9 protein-coding genes are annotated in these 16,653 nt (G+C 76.1%); 6 read left to right on the top strand and 3 right to left on the bottom strand.

The genetic code is table 11. From position 1 onward, the window contains the following. The first annotated feature begins 90 nt into the window (after nucleotides 1-90). The 5 genes from AB0M76_RS20880 to AB0M76_RS20860 all read left to right on the top strand — a co-directional run bounded on the left by AB0M76_RS20880 (nucleotide 91) and on the right by AB0M76_RS20860 (nucleotide 13,079). Entirely contained in the window at nucleotides 91-960 is an 870-nt protein-coding gene (locus AB0M76_RS20880) for a DUF4132 domain-containing protein (RefSeq protein ID WP_365954259.1), read from the top strand. Continuing rightward, on the top strand, nucleotides 957-5,912 hold the full coding sequence (locus tag AB0M76_RS20875; protein ID WP_365954258.1) for a DNA-binding protein: 4,956 nt from the start codon (nucleotides 957-959) through the stop codon (nucleotides 5,910-5,912). Before AB0M76_RS20880 ends, AB0M76_RS20875 begins: the two co-directional genes overlap by 4 nt. 104 nt (nucleotides 5,913-6,016) lie before the next feature. Further along, a complete protein-coding gene (locus tag AB0M76_RS20870; RefSeq protein WP_266660817.1) occupies nucleotides 6,017-7,180 on the top strand; it encodes an AAA family ATPase in 1,164 nt (387 codons plus the stop codon). Next, on the top strand, nucleotides 7,177-11,181 hold the full coding sequence (locus tag AB0M76_RS20865) for a DUF5682 family protein (RefSeq protein WP_365954257.1): 4,005 nt from the start codon (nucleotides 7,177-7,179) through the stop codon (nucleotides 11,179-11,181). Before AB0M76_RS20870 ends, AB0M76_RS20865 begins: the two co-directional genes overlap by 4 nt. Before the next feature lie 38 nt (nucleotides 11,182-11,219). Further along, nucleotides 11,220-13,079: a hypothetical protein gene (locus AB0M76_RS20860; RefSeq protein WP_365954425.1), complete on the top strand. Its 1,860-nt coding sequence runs from the start codon at nucleotides 11,220-11,222 to the stop codon at nucleotides 13,077-13,079. A 3-nt stretch (nucleotides 13,080-13,082) separates the two neighbouring features. Here the strand turns inward: AB0M76_RS20860 and AB0M76_RS20855 are convergent, their stop codons facing one another. Both AB0M76_RS20855 and AB0M76_RS20850 read right to left on the bottom strand, forming a co-directional pair. Further along, complete coding sequence (locus AB0M76_RS20855) at nucleotides 13,083-13,469, bottom strand: hypothetical protein (protein ID WP_365954256.1); 387 nt, start codon at nucleotides 13,467-13,469, stop codon at nucleotides 13,083-13,085. 82 nt (nucleotides 13,470-13,551) lie between these two features. Then, nucleotides 13,552-14,076, bottom strand: coding sequence for a hypothetical protein (locus AB0M76_RS20850; RefSeq protein ID WP_365954255.1), 525 nt, complete (start codon nucleotides 14,074-14,076; stop codon nucleotides 13,552-13,554). A gap of 77 nt (nucleotides 14,077-14,153) precedes the next feature. Between AB0M76_RS20850 and AB0M76_RS20845 the strand changes: the two genes are divergently transcribed. Continuing rightward, nucleotides 14,154-14,918: a hypothetical protein gene (locus tag AB0M76_RS20845; protein ID WP_365954254.1), complete on the top strand. Its 765-nt coding sequence runs from the start codon at nucleotides 14,154-14,156 to the stop codon at nucleotides 14,916-14,918. A gap of 7 nt (nucleotides 14,919-14,925) precedes the next feature. On the opposite strand, the gene AB0M76_RS20840 is transcribed toward AB0M76_RS20845, so the two are convergent. Continuing rightward, nucleotides 14,926-16,563 carry a carboxylesterase family protein gene (locus AB0M76_RS20840; protein WP_365954253.1) on the bottom strand — a complete coding sequence of 546 codons (1,638 nt, stop codon included), beginning with the start codon at nucleotides 16,561-16,563 and terminating at the stop codon, nucleotides 14,926-14,928. Nucleotides 16,564-16,653: the final 90 nt, after the last annotated feature.

Below are 16,653 nucleotides of genomic sequence, written 5' to 3'. Positions count from 1 at the left end.
AGTCTCCCCGCATACCGCAGCTCAGGGGGTCTTTTCCCCCTGGTCGACGCTGCGCGCATCCGGATCGGGCAGGCGGAGGGGCACGTACTGATGGCATGGCTGGCGGCGGGCGAGGGGTACGAGATCGCCCTGGTGGAGGGGAAGGTGGCGGCGCGGTCCGCCACCGGCCGGACGGCGGGACGGCAGTTGAAGACGCTGCCCAAGGCGCTGCGCGACCACCCCGAGGTGGACCGGCTGCGCCGGCTCGCCGAATGGCTGGATCGGCACGAGGCCGCCTGCATCGCCCAGGTGGACACCTGGATGGTGTCCTCGCTGCCCGTGCCGACGGCGCTGCTCGCGCAGGTCTGGCCGGACGAGGCCTGGCAGAACGCGCTGCGCGACATGGCCGTCGTCGGCGAGGACCCGGACGAGGTGGGCTTCCTGCGGGACGCCACCGCCTCCGGCGAGCTGAAGGTGGTCAACCTCGACGGCGAGACCGTACGGCTCTCCCCGCGCACGGTGACGCTGCCGCACCCGGTGCTGCTGCCCGACCTGGACGACGTACGGGACTTCGCGGCCGAACTCGGCATCGTGCAGCGCGTCGAGCAGATCCACCGGCCGACGTGGGAGAAGCCGGAGGGGCCGGCGGCCACCGCCACCGAGGTACGGGACTACGCGGGCGGGGTCTTCGCGAGCAGGTTCGGCCTGGCCGCCCGGGCGACGGGCCTCGGCTACCGGGTCTCCGGCGGCTACGCGACCTGCAAGGTCCGCGACACGGGCGGGGGTACGGAAGCGGCGGTCTGGATCGGCGAGCCGTACTACGAGGACGAGACGAGCACCGGCGCCCTGAGCTGGCACGACGAGAACGGCCGGGCGGTGCGCCTGACGGAGGTCGGACCGGTCGCCTGGTCCGAGGGAATGCGGATGGCCGCGGCGCTGTACGCCGGGCGCAAGATCGAAGAGGGCGGGGACGCGCGATGAGCACCACCACCAGCACCACGAGGGCAACCGGCACCGCGGCCGACGCCGAACTGCTGCTCAAGGCCGGCGCCGTGCTGCCGACCGGCACCGAGGGTGCAGGCCCCGCGGCCGTCGACCTGACCGCACGCACCTACCGCCATCCCGCCCTCGCCGACGACCGTGTCGTCGTCCGGCTGGCCGCCGCCGAACTGGGTCCGGCCGAGGACCTGGCCGCCGGCTTCCTCGGACTCGTACTCGACGAGGGCGAGCCGCCCGTGGTCGGCCTCGGCCAGCGCCAGGCCCTCGGCTTCCCCGAATGGGTCCTCGTGCACCACCCGGAGGACGGCCACCACGCCCTCGCCGTCGTCCCCGAACTCGACCGGCTCGCCCGTCAGGCCAAGACCAAGCCCAAGGCCGCCCTCGACGCCTGCCACGAACTGGCCGGCCGGCTCGCCGCCGCCGTCCCGCACTTCCTGCCCGTCTTCTACGAGCAGGCCGCCCGCGTGTTCCTCGCCGTCGAGAACACCACGTACGCCGCCCAGCTGTTCGGCCGCGCCCGGACCAGCGAGGCCCAGCACGGCCTCGCCGTCGACGAGGACCGCCTCGACGGCGTGTTCCTCGAATTCGCCCTGGTCGGCGCCCTCCCGGTGAAGGTGCTCACCGGCTACGGCAAGGAGCTGTCCGGCCGCGTCAGCCCCGCCGAGGCCCACGAGCGCTTCCGCCGCCTGTGCGTACGCCGCACCGCGGGCGGACTGCCGCCCTCCGCGCAGGCCGCGACCGAGCTGCGCCGCCTCGCCCGGGCCGCCGGCCTGACCGGCACCGAGGCCGAGCAGGACTACCTCGCCGAACTGCTGCCGCTGCCCGCGACCCTGCGCGCCGCGTTCGGCTGGTGGAAGGCGCACCGCACGGCCCTGGTCGCGCTCGCCCGCCGGGCGCCGGCCGTACGGGGCACCCTGCTCGGTCTGATGCCGCCCGGCGGCGGCGACGGCGAACTCTCCGCCCTCTGGCTGGGCCTGCTCGAGGAATCCGGCGCCACCGCCGGTCTGATCGCGGCCGAACTGCCCGCCGAACAGCGCTGCTCCGACGGCGCCGCCGGCTGGCTCGAACGCTTCCACGCCGCCCGCCACACCGGCTGGGGCTCGCGCCCCACGCTGCCCGACCTGCTCGATCTCGTCACCCGGGCGGCCGACCGGCTGCGCACCGAACTCGCCGAGCCCGGCCGCGAAGCAGGCCTGAAGGTGGGCGTCGAGGACGCCGACCTGCTGGACCTGCTGCTCTCCCTGGACATCCCGGTCACCGACCCCGAGACCGACTCCAGGTCCCACCGGCGCCACAACCAGCTGAACCTGACCGACTGGGCCGGCTCCGACCGGCGCCGGGACCTCCTCGCCATCGCCGCCGACCCGCGCTTCCGGCCCGCCTTCCGGCGCGCCGCGTACGGCCTCGGCGGTGACGCCGACTCGGTGAACGTCATGCGGCTGCTCGCCGCCTCGCCCGGCGGCCGCCCCATGCTCACCGAGTGGATGCACGACGTGGCCGGCGCCTCCACCGCCGCCGGTCTGCCCGGCCTGCCCGAGTCCATCCGCCGGCTGACCTGGCTGCCCGCCGAGGCCCTCGAACTCGCCCGCGACGAGGTGGCCGCCGCGGCCGCCGCCGACCTCGGCGAGACCCTCGCCCGCACCCTGCGCGCCGGCCTCTTCGAGGAACTGTCCTGGCCCGCCTGGGAGTCCGCGATCGCCGAGCTGACGCCCGCCCAGGGCGGGCACGCGCTGACGGTCGTCGAGGCCTGGCCGTACCTGATCGTCGCCAACTCCACCCAGGTCCGCGTCATCGACGCCGACTCCACCGTGCTCACCCACGACCTGCGCGCGCCGAGCGGCAACTCGCACCGGTACGGATTCCACTACGTCGACGGCGAACTGCTCGTCTTCTGGTCCTCCCACCGGGGCGGCGGGGGCATCGAGGGCTACTGGCACACCGCGCCCGGCACCGTGTTCACCCTGGACCACTCCGGCAACCACTGGAACCTGCGCTCCGACGACATCAGCCTGCCCCTGCCCGGCGGCGGCCGCACCACCGGCGGCGGCGTCCTGCACGCGGGAGACACCAGGCTGCCGAGCGAGCAGCCCCTGCTGCACGACGGGACCTCGTACTGGCGGTGGCAGCGCCGCGACCAGGACAACGACGGCGGCTGGCGCGAGTACGACCCCTCGGACGGCGCCCTCGGGCGGCTCTCGCAGCCCGGCTTCCTCGCCGACGCCCTGAGCGCGCACCCCGGAAACGCCACCGTGCCCGCCCACGCCGCATGGCTGCGGCCCGCGCCCACCGTCGAGGGCTCGGTCCTCGGCGCACCCGTGGACGGCCTGCTCGGCTGGCGCACCGTACGCCTCCCCGGCCGGGGCTGGGAGGGCTCCGACACCGCCGGACGCACCGTCAGCGTGCCCGAGGGCAGCGAGATGCCCGTCGCCGCGCTCGCCTTCCCCGGCGACGAGCGGCCCCGCGCCCTGACGCACCGCTGGCGCGAGCTGAGCATCAGCGACCCGGACGGCGTGGTCACCGCCCAGTCGCGCAGCGACTACCGCAACACGGCCTTCGCCACCGGCAGCGTGGACCTCCCGCCGCTGCCCTTCTGGTACGCGCTGCGCCCGCGCGACCCCGAAGCCTCGGCCGCCCTGCGCGCGGCGGACCGGGCCACGATCGGCGCCCTGCTCGAGGCGGCCGCCGCAGCCGAGGCGCTCACCGACCTGCCCGACGTGGTGCGCGCCGCGCTGCCGCAGGTCACCGCCCCGAAGCTGATCGGCGGCATCATCGAGGTCCTCCGCTTCGCCCTCGTCCAGCAGAAGGCGCTGGACGGCGTCGCCGCCCGGCTGGACCCCGACACGGGTGCGGCGGCCGACCGGGAGCCGGAAGGCCCGACCGACGAACTGATCGCCGACGCGCTGTACGGGCTCGTAGGCACCGGGTACTACCGCTGGGGCGCCCAGAGCGACGTCGCCTACCGCTACCTCGACGGGATGGTCCGGGCTGCCGCCGACACCGGTGCCGAAGAGGTGCCGGGCCGGCTCCACTTCGACCTGCCCGAACTGCCCCACTCCGCCCTTCCGTTCACGCAGCTGCTGGACCAGCCCGCGGCGATCGCCTACCGGGCCGTCGCCGTCGGCACCACCGACGAGCAGCGGACCGCCCTGTGCACCCTGCTCGGCCGGGTGGACGCCCTCGGGCTGGACTCGGCCGAGGGCTCCGCCGACCGCTGGCGCCGGGTCCTGGTCCACCTCGACCGGCGCCATCTGCGCACCCCCGACGGCATCGAGCGGAACACCTCGCACCGCAGCCTGCTCCCGCTCGGCGGCGGAGCCGTCCTCGGCCTCACCGAGCACTGCGCGTCCGTACCGTACGGCCACGAGTTCGGGGCGCTGCTGTACGACCCCGCCGGCCGCTTCGCGGTGCCCGGCCCGTACACCCTGCGCGGCGAGGCCCCGCTCGGCGACCGGGAGCGCGGCGCCGGCTGGCTGGCCGCCTTCCTGACCGAGGCCGCAGACCGCGGCCCGGCGCCGTTCTTCCCCGAAGCCGCCGAGGAGTTCGCCCGCCTCACCGGCGTGTCCGCCGCCCTGGCGCGGCTGCTGCTGGCCGGCCTGCCGAACGTCGACAGCTACGAGCACGACTTCCTGCCGGCCGAACTGCGCACCGCCCTGGGCGTCAAGGTCGCCGACGCGAAGAACGCCCGCACCGAACTCAAGAGCCTCGACATCGAGCTGCGGCGCGAGCTCGTGGCCACGCTGCTGCCCGCCGACCCGGCACGGCTGTGGACCGAGGGCCCGGACGTGGCCGCCGTCGCGGAGCTGTGGAACCGGCGCGTGGGCCGCCGCAAGCCCGTGCCCGAGTGGCTGCTCACCGAAGCCACACGGGCCGCGAACACGTCCTGGCCCCTGCACCGGGCTCTGGCCGCGATCCTCGACCCCGCAGCGTCCCCGTCGCTCGGCGTCGACGTGGCCTGGGAGGTGAAGGGCGACCACGCCGAGCCCAGCGAACCGGCCGGCCAGCCCTTCACCGCGTCCGTCCTGACCGGCGCGCTGACCCTGACGGCCTGGCTGGCCCACCGGCTGCCCGCCGGCGATCCCGTACGTGCTGCCCTGCCGCCCGCGCTCACGGCCGTCCGGCAGCGGCTCGCCGCGCCCGGACTGCTTCTCACCATCGGGCACTACGCCAGCCTCCCGGACTTCCGGAAGGCGGCGGGCACGCCGACCGAGACGGGCGAGGGCTACGAGCGGTACGGCGCGGTGGTCATGGCCACCCAGGACGACCGGCCCAAGCCCGCACTGCGGACGGCCCTGCTCGACTCCACCGGTTCCGACCCCTACCTGCCGGCGCTGCGCGGCGACGACCAGCAGCCGTCGTCGGTGGAGACGGCGCTGCGGGCCGCCCACGACCCGCGCTTCGCTGCGCTGCTCGCCGACCCGGGCGCGCCGGCGGCCGGCGCCGGCGCCGTCGACAAGGACGGCACGTGGTGGCCGCAGGACCCGAGCCGCTCGGTGCCCGAGCTGGTGGCAGAGGTCTCCGAGGCCCACGGCCTGGGCGCGGACGCGGCCGCCGTGTACCTGGCGTTGCTCGCGATGCCCGACCCCACCGACCGCAACGTGGCTCGCTGGACGGGCTGGAAGCCGGCCCGGCTGAAGGCCGCCCGCGCCGAACTGGCCGCCACCGAACTGGTGGTGACGGCCTCCCGGACCCGGGCGGGGCGCTCGCTGTTCCTGCCCGGCGGCTGGGCGGAGATGTCCTCGCCGGTGCTGCCGGTGGAGCGGTGGAAGCTCCCGATGTACGGTCTGGCCGCGGCCGGGCGGCCGGTGCTGGGCGTGCTGGTCCCGGACGAGCCGGCCGCGGACCTCTACCGGCGGGCCTGGCAGCGGGTCCGCGAGGGCGACGTACCGCGCTTCGAGGCCCTGAAGGTCAAGCGCACGCGGACGCGACGCCGCTGACGGCCGACCGGTGAGCCGGCCGGGCGGCGCAGTGCGCCGCCCGGCCCCTCCCCCCCCCACATCCCACTGACTTCGCGCATACTCAGAAGGACACGACACACCTCATGACCGTGACCGAAACAGCTGCCCCGGCCGCCACCCGACAGGCCTTGCCCGCCGAAGAGCGGTACTCCGCCGAACTCGCCTTCCTCGCCGCCCAGGACACCGGCCCCCGCCCGCCCGGCTGGGCGCTCACCCCGCGCGCCGTCGTCACCTTCGTGTGCGGCAGCGAGGGCGTGGAACTGGCCCTGCCGGGGCGCCGCCGTGCCGGGCTCCCGGCCAAACTGGCCATCGCCCCGAAGTTCGTCGGCGAACGGGCCCTGGTGGAGCGCTGCGTCGTCACCCTCGCCGGCGAACGCGGCCTGCTCCTCACCGGCGAGCCCGGCACCGCGAAGTCGATGCTGTCCGAGCTCCTGGCAGCCGCCGTCTGCGGTACCAGTGCGCTGACCGTGCAGGGCACCGCCGGCACGACGGAGGATGCCTTCCGGTACGGCTGGAACTACGCCCTGCTGCTCGCCCAGGGCCCCACCTCCCAGGCGCTCGTCGACTCCCCGGTGCTCTCCGCGATGCGGACCGGGCGGGTGGTGCGCGTCGAGGAGATCACCCGCTGCCTGCCCGAGGTGCAGGACGCGCTGGTGTCGATCCTGTCCGACCGGCGGGTGAGCGTGCCCGAACTGACCGCCACCGAGGACGCGGTGGTCTCCGCGGCCCCCGGGTTCACAGTCATCGCCACCGCCAACCTGCGCGACCGCGGGGTCTCCGAGATGTCCGCCGCGCTCAAGCGGCGCTTCAACTTCGAGACGGTCGCGCCGATCGCGGACGCGGACGCGGAGGCCACGCTGATCCGCCGCCAGGCGGTGGCCGCGGTGCAGCGGGCCGGCGCGGCGTTCGGAGTGGACGACGCGGTCCTGGACGCGCTGGTCACGGTCTTCCGGGACCTGCGCTCCGGGCGCTCGGCGGAGGGCTGGGACGTGGAACGCCCCGGTACGGTCATGTCCACCGCCGAGGCGGTCCAGGTGGCGGCCTCGCTGGGCGTCGCCGCGGCCTACCTGCCGGGCGGCGACGTACTGGATCTGCTGCCGGGTCACCTGCTGGGCGTGGTCCGCAAGGACGACCCGGCCGACCACGGCCGCCTGCTGGGCTACTGGGACGGCCCGGTCCGCCGCCGCGCGGAAGACGGCTCGGCGATGTGGCGCCGCCTCTGGGACCTCCGCGGAAACCTCCGATGACCGAGCCGATGCCGGGCGCTCGGCCCGGGGAGTCCGCGGATACGCGCCGTGTCGCCGCCGCGAACCCGGTTGCCGGTTCGGCTGCGCCGGCGGTGCACGCCGATCTGCCGCCGGACCCGGACACCGTGGCCGGGCTGCACAGCGGTGGGCCCGGGTCGGCGGCTGACGTGCGGACCGCCGCGTCCGCCTCCGCGCATGCCGATCCGCGGGACGCCGTGGGCGCGCTCGCGGCGTCCCGTGCGCCGTACCTGCTGGGTGTGCGCCACCACAGCCCCGCGCTGGCGGCGGTGGTTCCGGCGCTGCTGGACGCCTCGGAGGCGGAGGTGGTGTGCGTCGAGCTGCCGGCCGACTTCCAGCCGTGGCTGGAGCACTTGGCGGACCCGGAGACCAAGGCTCCCGTTGCCCTGGCCGGTACAGGCCGGGACGGCGGGCTGGCGTTCTACCCGTTCGCGGACTTCTCCCCGGAGCTGGCCGCCATCCGCTGGGCGCGTGCGCGCGGCGCGGAGGTCCGCTGCTGCGACCTCCCCCTGACCGACCCCGGCTGGACCCTGCGCTCCTCGGACCAGGACGCGTCCGAGGACGCGGCGCACGGCCGTCGGCGGTTGTTCGCGGAGGCGCTGACCGCGTCCGGGACCGGGCGCGACGGTGACGACCTGTGGGACCGGGCCGTGGAGGTGCTGGCCCCCGGCTGCGCCCCGGAAGCCGTCCGGCGGGCCGCCCTCGGCGTCGGCTGGGCCCTGCGCCAGGACGGCCCCGTCCCCGCGACCGACCTGGCCCGCGAGGCCCACATGCGCAGCGTCATCAACGCCGCCGCCTCGGGGGGCCGGAAGGTCGCCGCCCTGATCGGCGCCTTCCACGCCCCGGCCCTCCTCGTCGCCGAACCGGCACCGGCGGGTGTCGCCTCCGCCCCGACGGATGCAGACGTACGGGCCGGCCAGGGCGCTCCTGCGACCCCGTCCCGGACCGCCGATGCGGACCGCGCGTCGGGCATGGAGCCCGCGGCCGTCGTGGTGGCGGAACCCGCTCCCGGGCCGGGGAACAGCGCCCCGGCAGCGGACGAGGAGCCGGTGCCTGGTTCCGGGGCGGACGCTTCCGCCCCGGAAACGCCGGCGCCCGGTGGTGGGCGCGGGGCAGGCTCCGTCACCGGCCCGGGGAGTGGCTCGGGCACGGCCGTCCGCGAAGTGGCCGCGGGGCCGGCTCTCGTGCCCGGGGCGGATGCCGGCGAGGGGGCCGTCACCTCGTTCGTGCCCTACTCCTTCGATCTGCTCGACTCCCGCTCCGGGTACCCCGCCGGGATCCGGGATCCGCTCTGGCAGCAGGCCGTGCTCGAGGCCGGTGGGGATCCGGTGCGGGTGCGGGACGCCGCGTCCGTCGCCCTCACCGGCATCTGCCGGGAGCTGCGCCGCGCCGGGCACACCGCCGGGACCGGCGAGGCCGCCGAGACGCTGCGGCTCGCCTGCGACCTGGCCGTCCTGCGCGGGCTCCCCGCCCCCGGCCGGGGCGAACTCCTCGAGGCCGTCACCACCGTGCTCGGCCAGGGCGAACCCCTGGGCCGGGGCCGGGCGCTGGCCCGCGCGCTGGAGGCCGTTTTCGTCGGCACCGGCCGCGGCCGGATCACCCCGCACGCCCCGCGCTCCGGACTCGGCCCCTCCGTCGAGGCCGAGCTGGCGGAGCTGCGGCTGCCGGGCCCCGAGGAGCCCGCCTCCCGCGAGGTCCGCCTCGACCCGCTCCGCTCCCCGCTCGACCGGCGCCGCGAGGTCCTGCTCCGGCGGCTGGCCGTCTGCGGGGCCTCGTACGGGGAGCCCCTCGACGTGGCCGCGACCGGCGACGGCCCCGCCCTCGGCACCAAGTGGCGGCTGACCTGGATGCCTTCCGTCCCGGCCCGCCTCGACCTGGCCGGCGTCCGCGGCGTCACCGCCGCCCAGGCCGCTGCCGGGACCCTGCGCGAGACCGCCCGCCGGGCCGCCGCCGACGGCGGTCCGACCCCGGCCCAGATCCTCACCGGCCTGGCCGCCGCCGCGCGGTGCGATCTGCCCGAGCTGGTCGACGTACGGCTGGACGAGGCTGCCGAGGTCCTTCCGCAGACCGCGACCCTGCCCGAACTCCTCGAGTCGCTGGATCTCTTGGAGGGGCTCGCCCGCGGGCACTTCCCCGATACCTCCGACGGCTCCCGCACCGCCGCGGCCGCGCTCACCGGCCGGCTGCTCGAAGCCGCCGTACGGTCCCTGCCCGGACTCGCCGGCAGCGAGGACCACGGCGACGCGCGCGCCCTCGTGGCCCTCGCCGACCGGGCCGCCACCCTGCACCTGGGCCTGCGGATGGACACCGCCCTGGCGGAACTGACCGCCACCGCATCCCCGTTGATGCAGGGCGCGGCACTGGCCGTACGGGTCCTCCTCGATCTCGATCCGGCCGCCGGTCTCGGCGACCGGGCCGCCGGATGGATCGACGGCGCCGGCGCCCCCGAAGGCCGGCGCAGCCTGGCCCGCCGCCTCGGCGGAGTCCTGGCCGCCGCCGGACCGCTGCTCGACTCCTCCGCGGCCGCCCTCACCCCGGTCCTCGACCGGATCGACGGCCTCGCCGACCAGGAGTTCCTGGACCGGCTCCCGGCCCTGCGCGGCGGCTTCGACGTACTCGCCCCCGCCGCCCGCGACCGGCTGCTGGACACCGTCACCGAGCGCCTCGGCGACCGCATCGACCTGTCCCTCGACGCGCCGCCCGCCCTGCTCGCCCTCTGGGCCGCCGCGGACGCCGCCGGCGCCGCGGCCCTCAAGGCCCTTCCGCTGCCGGCCGGGGACACCCCGGCTCCCGAACCCGGCCCCGATCCGGAGGTACCCGTACCGCCCGTACCCGCGCCCCTGCGCGCAGATCACCGGCTGGCCCCCGCAGACCGCTGGCGCCTGCTGCTCGGCCGCCAGCGCGACCGGCTCCCCGCAGGCGCCCGCCGCTACGCCCACGCCCTCGACGAGCTGTACGGCAACGGCCGCGGCGAAGGCGCCGCCGACCTCGAAGGCGGCCGGGGCAACGGCGGCAACGGCGGGGGACAGGAGCCCTCGTTCCCCACGGCCCGCGAATGGTCGCAGGAGCTCGAATCGCTCTTCGGCGCCGACGTACGCGAGGAGGTGCTCGCCGACGCGGCCGACGCGGGCCGCTCCGACGTGCTGAGCCAGCTCGACCCGGCGGCCGTCCGCCCCTCCGTGGAACTGCTCAGCTCGGTCCTGTCGCTGGCCGGCGGCATGCCCGAGACCCAACTCGCCCGACTGCGGCCCCTGGTGAGGCGGCTGGTCGACGAACTCGCCAAGGAGCTCGCCACCCGGCTGCGCCCGGCGCTCTCCGGCCTGGCCACCCCGCGCCCCACCCGCCGCCCCGGCGGCAGGCTCGACCTGGCCCGGACCCTGCGGGCCAACCTCGCGCACACCCGCCGCCTCGACGACGGCCGGGTGGTCGTCGTCCCGGAACGGCCCGTGTTCAGCACCCGGGCGAGCCGCGAGGCCGACTGGCGGCTGATCCTCGTGGTCGACGTCTCCGGCTCCATGGAGGCCTCGGTCATCTGGTCGGCCCTCACCGCCGCCGTCCTCGGCGGTGTACCGACCCTGTCCACCCACTTCCTGGCCTTCTCCACCCAGGTCGTGGACCTCACCGACCGCGTCGAGGACCCGCTCTCGCTGCTCCTGGAGGTCCGCGTCGGCGGCGGTACGCACATCGCGGCGGGCCTGGCCCACGCACGGTCCCTGATCACCGTGCCGAGCCGCACCCTCGTCGTCGTGGTCAGCGACTTCGAGGAGGGCGCGCCGATCGGCGGACTCCTCGGGGAGGTCCGCGCGCTGGCCGCGTCCGGAGCCCATCTGCTGGGCTGCGCCGCGCTCGACGACGCCGGAGCCCCCCGGTACTCGGTCCCCGTCGCCCGGCAGCTCGTCGCGGCCGGCATGCCGGTGGCCGCCCTCAGCCCGCTCGCCCTCGCCCGCTGGGTCGGCGACCGCCTCCGTGGAGAACCCCGTTGAGTACCGAGACGAACACCGATACCGAGCTGAGTGCTGATGTGAATACAGGGCTCTTTCCGCCCGTCGCCCCCGAGGTCCTCGCCGAGGCCGTCGAGAACCTCACCGCCCGGCTGCGCAAGAAGCTCGACGCCGCCATCGAGGGCTGCGCCGCGGGCGCCGCCCGGGCGGACGACGGGAGCGTCACCGTCCGCTTCGGCGAGGACGCGCTCGTCACCCTGCGGCCGGGCCCCGCCGGTACGGTCACCGCGGCCGAACAGGCCGTCTGCACCTGCCTGCTGGCGCCGCGCTGCCTGCACCGGGCCGCGGTACTCGGCGCGGCGCCGCTCGCGGACGCGGGGCAGCTGCCGCCGGAGCCCGATCCCGAGGCCGGCTCGGTGGCGGGGGCTGCGCCCACCGTCGTTCCCGGAGCGGCCGAAGCCGCCTCGGGGTCTGCGCCCGCTGCTGCTCCGAGCACGCCCGAACCCGTCCCGGTTGCCCTCACCGCCGCCCAGCTCGGCGCTGCCGCCGCGCTCTGGCAGGCCGCCGCCGAGGCCCTCGCGGCCGGCGTCACGGCCGGCGGCGCCGTGGTCCAGGCCGAGCTGCTGCGGGCCGCCCACACCGCGCGCCTCGCCGGGCTGCCCCGGGCCGAGGCCGCCACTCTGCGCGTCGTACGAGGCCTGCGCGCCGCCCGGGAGCGCAGCGGCGCCCACCGGCTCGGCGACCTCACCGGAGCCTTCCGCGCACTCCTGCACACCGCCGGACTTCTGGCCTCCGGCACGACCGGCCCGGCGCTCACCGGCACGGTACGCCGCGCCTACCAGCCGGGCGGCAGCCTGCGGGTGTACGGCCTGTGCCGGGAGCCCGTCCTGTCGGCCACCGGCTACGGGGGAGTGGTCACCCACCTGCTCGCCCCCGACGGCGCCCGCTACTCGGTCTCCGACGTCCGCCCCGGCGGCCTGGCCCGCGCCCGCGGCGCCGGTTCCGCCTCCGTGGCCCTCGGCGGAGCCGCCCTCGACCATGCGGGCCTCGCGCGCGGGGGACTGCGTATCGCCGGGGCCACGGTCTCCGCCGACGGCCGCCTCGGCGCCGGACGCGGGGTCCAGGCGACCCCGCTGCGCGGAGTCCCGTGGACCGAGGAGCCGGCCGCCGCGCTCTTCGCCCGCCCGGCGGCCGAGGCCGTGGCCGCCCGGCTCGCCGACCGGGACACCGACCCGGACGGAGCCGCGCCCGCCCTCCTCGGCTGCGAGGTCACCGTCGTCGGGGCGGCCGGCGAGGACCTCCTGGTCCGAGAGGTACGAGCGGACGCGCCCCTGCTGCGGCTGCGCGCCGCCCACCCCCACCCGGAACTGCCGCACACGGCCAACCTCCGCCGTATCGCCGCCCATCCGGGGCTGGTGCTCCGCGTGCTGGGCCGGCCCGACCTGGACCGCGCCGCCACCCTGCGGCCGCTCGCCGTCGGGCCGGTGCCCGGCGCGGAGTACACCCTGCGCCTGCCCGAGGAGTGGCTGGGCCGCGCCGACCTCGGCTACGACCTGCTCCAGGGCAGCCACTTCCCGCCCGGTACGGCCGAGACCCCCGCCCCCGCTTCTGCTGCCGAGGGTCCGGACCTGCTGGCCGACTCACCGCTGTGGCGGGTACGCCGACTGCTGGAAACCGGGGTCGCGGGCGGCCGACGCGCCGTCGCCGAGGCGGCACGCACCGCCGAGCCGCTCACCTCGTACGGGCCGCTGCGCCGGGCCGGCTTCACCGCGGCGGCGGAGCTCGCCACGGCTCTCGCCGCGGAGGCGGACCGCCGCCCCCGCGACTCCTTCGGCCGCCTGACGGACCCCTCACCCGACGCCTACGCCTGGGCCTGGCTGGCCGCATCCACCCACCTGGCCGCGGCGGAACGCTCCCTGGTGGCCGCGTCCTGGTCCTAGGTACTACTCCGTGGAGGTTCGCGGAGGACTGTTGAGCTGGGCGGCGTATGCGTCGGTGAGGATGGTGCAGGTGCACCAGTCGCCTGCGCACGGGGTGCCGGCCTCGGCTCCGTAGGGACCGAGGCCGGTCATGAGGGCGAGTACCTCGGCACGTTCCGACGCGGTCAGAGGGGGAAGCGCGGAGCCGGGCCACAACCGCCAGGTGTCCGGGTCGTCTTCCAGGTCACCGATGACCTGCCCATCGATGAACAAGGTGTAGAGGGGATGCTCGGGAAAGTCGTTGAGCCGCAGGACCCACCAGCGCCCTTCGGCCCGGGCCGCCCAGAGGAAGACGCGGGTGTCCGTGTCGTGCCAGGTGAACCGAGCGGGCAGGGCGGGGACAGGCTTCATGCCCGGACCTCCTGGGGCCGATGTGTAGCGACGTCGAGGCACGGCGCCCCATCCTGCGGCCTTTCGCCGCCCCGGTCCATGCTCACGGTCTGTCGTGGGCGGGCCCGCGCAGCCATGCGGCGAGCGTGGCGAAGTCCGCGGGTGTGAGGCCGAAGTGGGGGTCCACACGGTGGAGCAGGGACCGGCCCGGGTGGTGTGCGGTCACCCAGGTCCGGTCGGCGGCGGTGATCTCGTCGTCGACCCAGGCGAACGGCCGGCCTGCGGCGCAGTCCACGAGGGCACGGGTCTTCCAGTGGATCCGCTCCCGGGGGCCCTCCTCCTCGTACGGGTCCGGCCACGCCACCACCGGCAGATCCGGCAGTCCGATGCGCGGCGCGACCCACTCGTTCGCGTCGTCCATCCAGGTCGTGGCCCACACCAGTTGGCACGGCAGCGCCAGCAGGCGGGGTCCGAGCTCGGGATCGATCCTGGCGAGGAGGGGGTTCGCGTCCGGCCGTGTCCCGTACGTCGGATAGCCGTCCGGGAGCTCTTCAGGCGTGGCCCCGAACGGGATGAGCGGTCCGTCGACGTCGAGGAAGAGGAGAGGGCGCTGCCCGGGGCCGGTCATGGCGGCACGATAGCCGCCGCCGGGACGGGGAACCGCGGGCGGCGTGATCCCCTCTCCCTGGGCAAAGGGGGAGGACCATGACGAGGACAGCTGTGTCCATGGCCGGGAGAGCGGCGGTGGCGGGGCTCCTGTGCGCCGCGCTCGCGGCCTGTGGCACGAGACATGCCGGGGAAGCCGCCGCGCCGCCCGCGCCGGCGAAGGAGACCTGCGGCCTCGACCGGACGACGGGCGGCGGCACGGGTCTGCCGGATCCGCCGACGGAGGAGCAAGGCGGCGGCTACGCCGGGCCGCCGACGGATCAGGAGACAGGTGGTTACGCCGGGCCGCCCACCGACCAGGAGACGGGTAGCTACGCCGGGCCGCCGACGGATCAGGAGACGGGGAGTTACGCCGGTCCGCCCACGGATCAGGAGTCCGGTGGGTACGCGGGGCCGCCCACGGATCAGGAGACCGGTGGGTATGCCGGTCCGCCCACCGACCAGGACACCGGGGCGCCGAATCCGCCCACCGACGGCGACATCACCAACGGCGCGGGCCCCTGCGGCGGTGCGGGGTGGTTCGACATGACCCGGGACTTCAACGCCTACTACGCCGAGCGGCGCACCAGGGCAGACCTCTTCCTGCCCGAGCGAGCCGTCAGGGAGGCCCGGGTCCGCAAGGGGCGGGACGCCGGCGAGGCGCTCGTCACCTTCACCACCGGATCCGTCGGCAAGGGCCTCGCGGAGGACGGCCGCCGGATCGCGCAGATGTTCGTGTCGTGGCGGCAGCAGGTGTACGGGGACCACGGCACGGTGTCCGTCCGGACCCCGGACGGGGACGTGGTCACCACCGATCCCTGGTGAGTGGAGCTCAGGGCCACTGCACGTCCCAGAACGCGCAGTGGTGCTCCGCAGGCCCGTCGACCACGTGGATGCCGCCCGGCCCCGGCGCGAAGGACAGTACGGATCCGGCGGGGCCGAACCGCGGCCATGCGGCGGGCTGCCTGCCCGTGCGGGCGAACGCCGTCCAGTCGCCGGTCATCCGCTTCGACAGCTCGCGCTGCGGCGCGGCCAGGGCGGCATCCATCGTGAACAGGTAGGGCAGTTCGAAGCCGTGCGAAGCACCGTACGGGAACCCGTCCACCTCCGGCAGGCCGGTGAAATTCGGCGCGTCCCGGTCGCCGAACCGGTACACGTACGTCGGCACGTGCCGGGCCACCGCCCTGCTGTCCCGCAGCGCCGGGCAGGTGAACGAGGCGTCGGACAGGACGGCGGCCCAGGCCAGCGCCGGCGTCGGGTACGCCGCCACCGGGTACTGCGCCTCGACGGCCGGGACGGCCGCCGCGCCGAACGACTGCTCCACCCGGGCCCGGTAGGCGCCCGCGTCGGGGATGGGGAACGCCGCCAGGCTCTGCGCCAGGAAGATCCGCATCTCGTCCCGGGTGCTGCCCTCGATCACCGGCACCCGGTGGAAGCGGCCGGCCTCCAGGGCCCGCCGGGGTTCCTCGGGCAGGAGGCGGTTGCCGTAGGAGACGAGGGAGAACCGCATCATCAGCTCCGGGGTCGTGAGCGTCGCCGCGTCGATCCCGCGCAGGCAGTCCAGTACGGCGCCCGGCTCCGGCCGGTCGCAGCCGAGCCCGGCAGCCGCCGACACCCCTGCCGCGAGGGTGCGTTGCTCGGGCACGAAGGGCTCGTACCGGCCCAGGGTGGGCAGCAGTGAGCGGGGCGGCATGGTGATGGAGCAGGAGCCGCTCTGCAGGATCGCCCGCTGGAACAGGCCGCCCGAGGCCGGTGAGGTGAGGTGGGCGCAGACGCTGAGGCCGCCCGCAGACTCCCCGAACAGCGTCACGTTGGACGGGTCGCCGCCGAAGCGCCCGGCGTTGGCCCGCACCCAGCGCAGCGCCGCCTGCTGGTCGGCGATGGCGAAGTCGGGGGCCCCGCCGAGCGCCGGATGCCCGAAGAAGCCGAAGATTCCGAGCCGGTAGTTGACGGTGACGACCACTGCGTCGCCCTGGACGGCCAGCTGCTCGGGCTGGTAGAGGTCCCCGGCCCCGTTGACGAAGCCGCCGCCGTGGAACCAGACCATGACGGGCCGCCGCCGCTGCCCGCCCGAGGCCGACGAGGCCGATGCGTTCGGCGAGGTGACATTGAGGTACAGGCAGTCCTCGGAGCCGCTCGGCCCGCCGGGCCCCACCGGCGGCAGCTGTACACAGCGCGCGCCCGGGGCCCCGGCGTCGCGTACGCCGGTCCAGCGCGCCGCGGGCTGCGGGAGCCGCCAGCGCAGCGGCCCGGTCGGCGGCGCCGCGAACGGGATCCCCTCGAAGGAGTGGTACGCGCCGTGCGCGGTGCCGCGTACCGGCCCCCGGTCGGTGTCCACGACGGGCCGGTCCGTGGCGGGCGCGCCCGCCACGGCGGACGCCGGCCCGGCCGCGGCGGCGAGCAGGAGGAAGGCACACCACACGGCGCACCACCGGGCGCTCCGGCGTCGTGGGTAACGGGCACGGGACACGGGCGACCGCCTTTCGTCTCTGCCATGCTTTCCCCGAAGTCGGCCGGAAATCCGGTCAACATCCAAGCTGTGCAGGGGCGTTCGGCGCCG

It is taken from the genome of Streptomyces sp. NPDC051364 (assembly GCF_040682115.1).
Lineage (GTDB): Bacteria > Actinomycetota > Actinomycetes > Streptomycetales > Streptomycetaceae > Streptomyces.
This window is presented reverse-complemented; position numbering and strand designations above follow the sequence as displayed.

What these genes read in the sequence shown, in the direction of transcription:
- AB0M76_RS20865 (WP_365954257.1), top strand. Translation starts at nt 7,177, where the DNA reads ATGACCGAGCCGATGCCGGGCGCTCGGCCCGGGGAGTCCGCGGATACG.
- AB0M76_RS20850 (WP_365954255.1), bottom strand. Translation starts at nt 14,076, where the DNA reads ATGACCGGCCCCGGGCAGCGCCCTCTCCTCTTCCTCGACGTCGACGGA.
- AB0M76_RS20855 (WP_365954256.1), bottom strand. Translation starts at nt 13,469, where the DNA reads ATGAAGCCTGTCCCCGCCCTGCCCGCTCGGTTCACCTGGCACGACACG.
- AB0M76_RS20880 (WP_365954259.1), top strand. Translation starts at nt 91, where the DNA reads ATGGCATGGCTGGCGGCGGGCGAGGGGTACGAGATCGCCCTGGTGGAG.
- AB0M76_RS20870 (WP_266660817.1), top strand. Translation starts at nt 6,017, where the DNA reads ATGACCGTGACCGAAACAGCTGCCCCGGCCGCCACCCGACAGGCCTTG.
- AB0M76_RS20875 (WP_365954258.1), top strand. Translation starts at nt 957, where the DNA reads ATGAGCACCACCACCAGCACCACGAGGGCAACCGGCACCGCGGCCGAC.
- AB0M76_RS20845 (WP_365954254.1), top strand. Translation starts at nt 14,154, where the DNA reads ATGACGAGGACAGCTGTGTCCATGGCCGGGAGAGCGGCGGTGGCGGGG.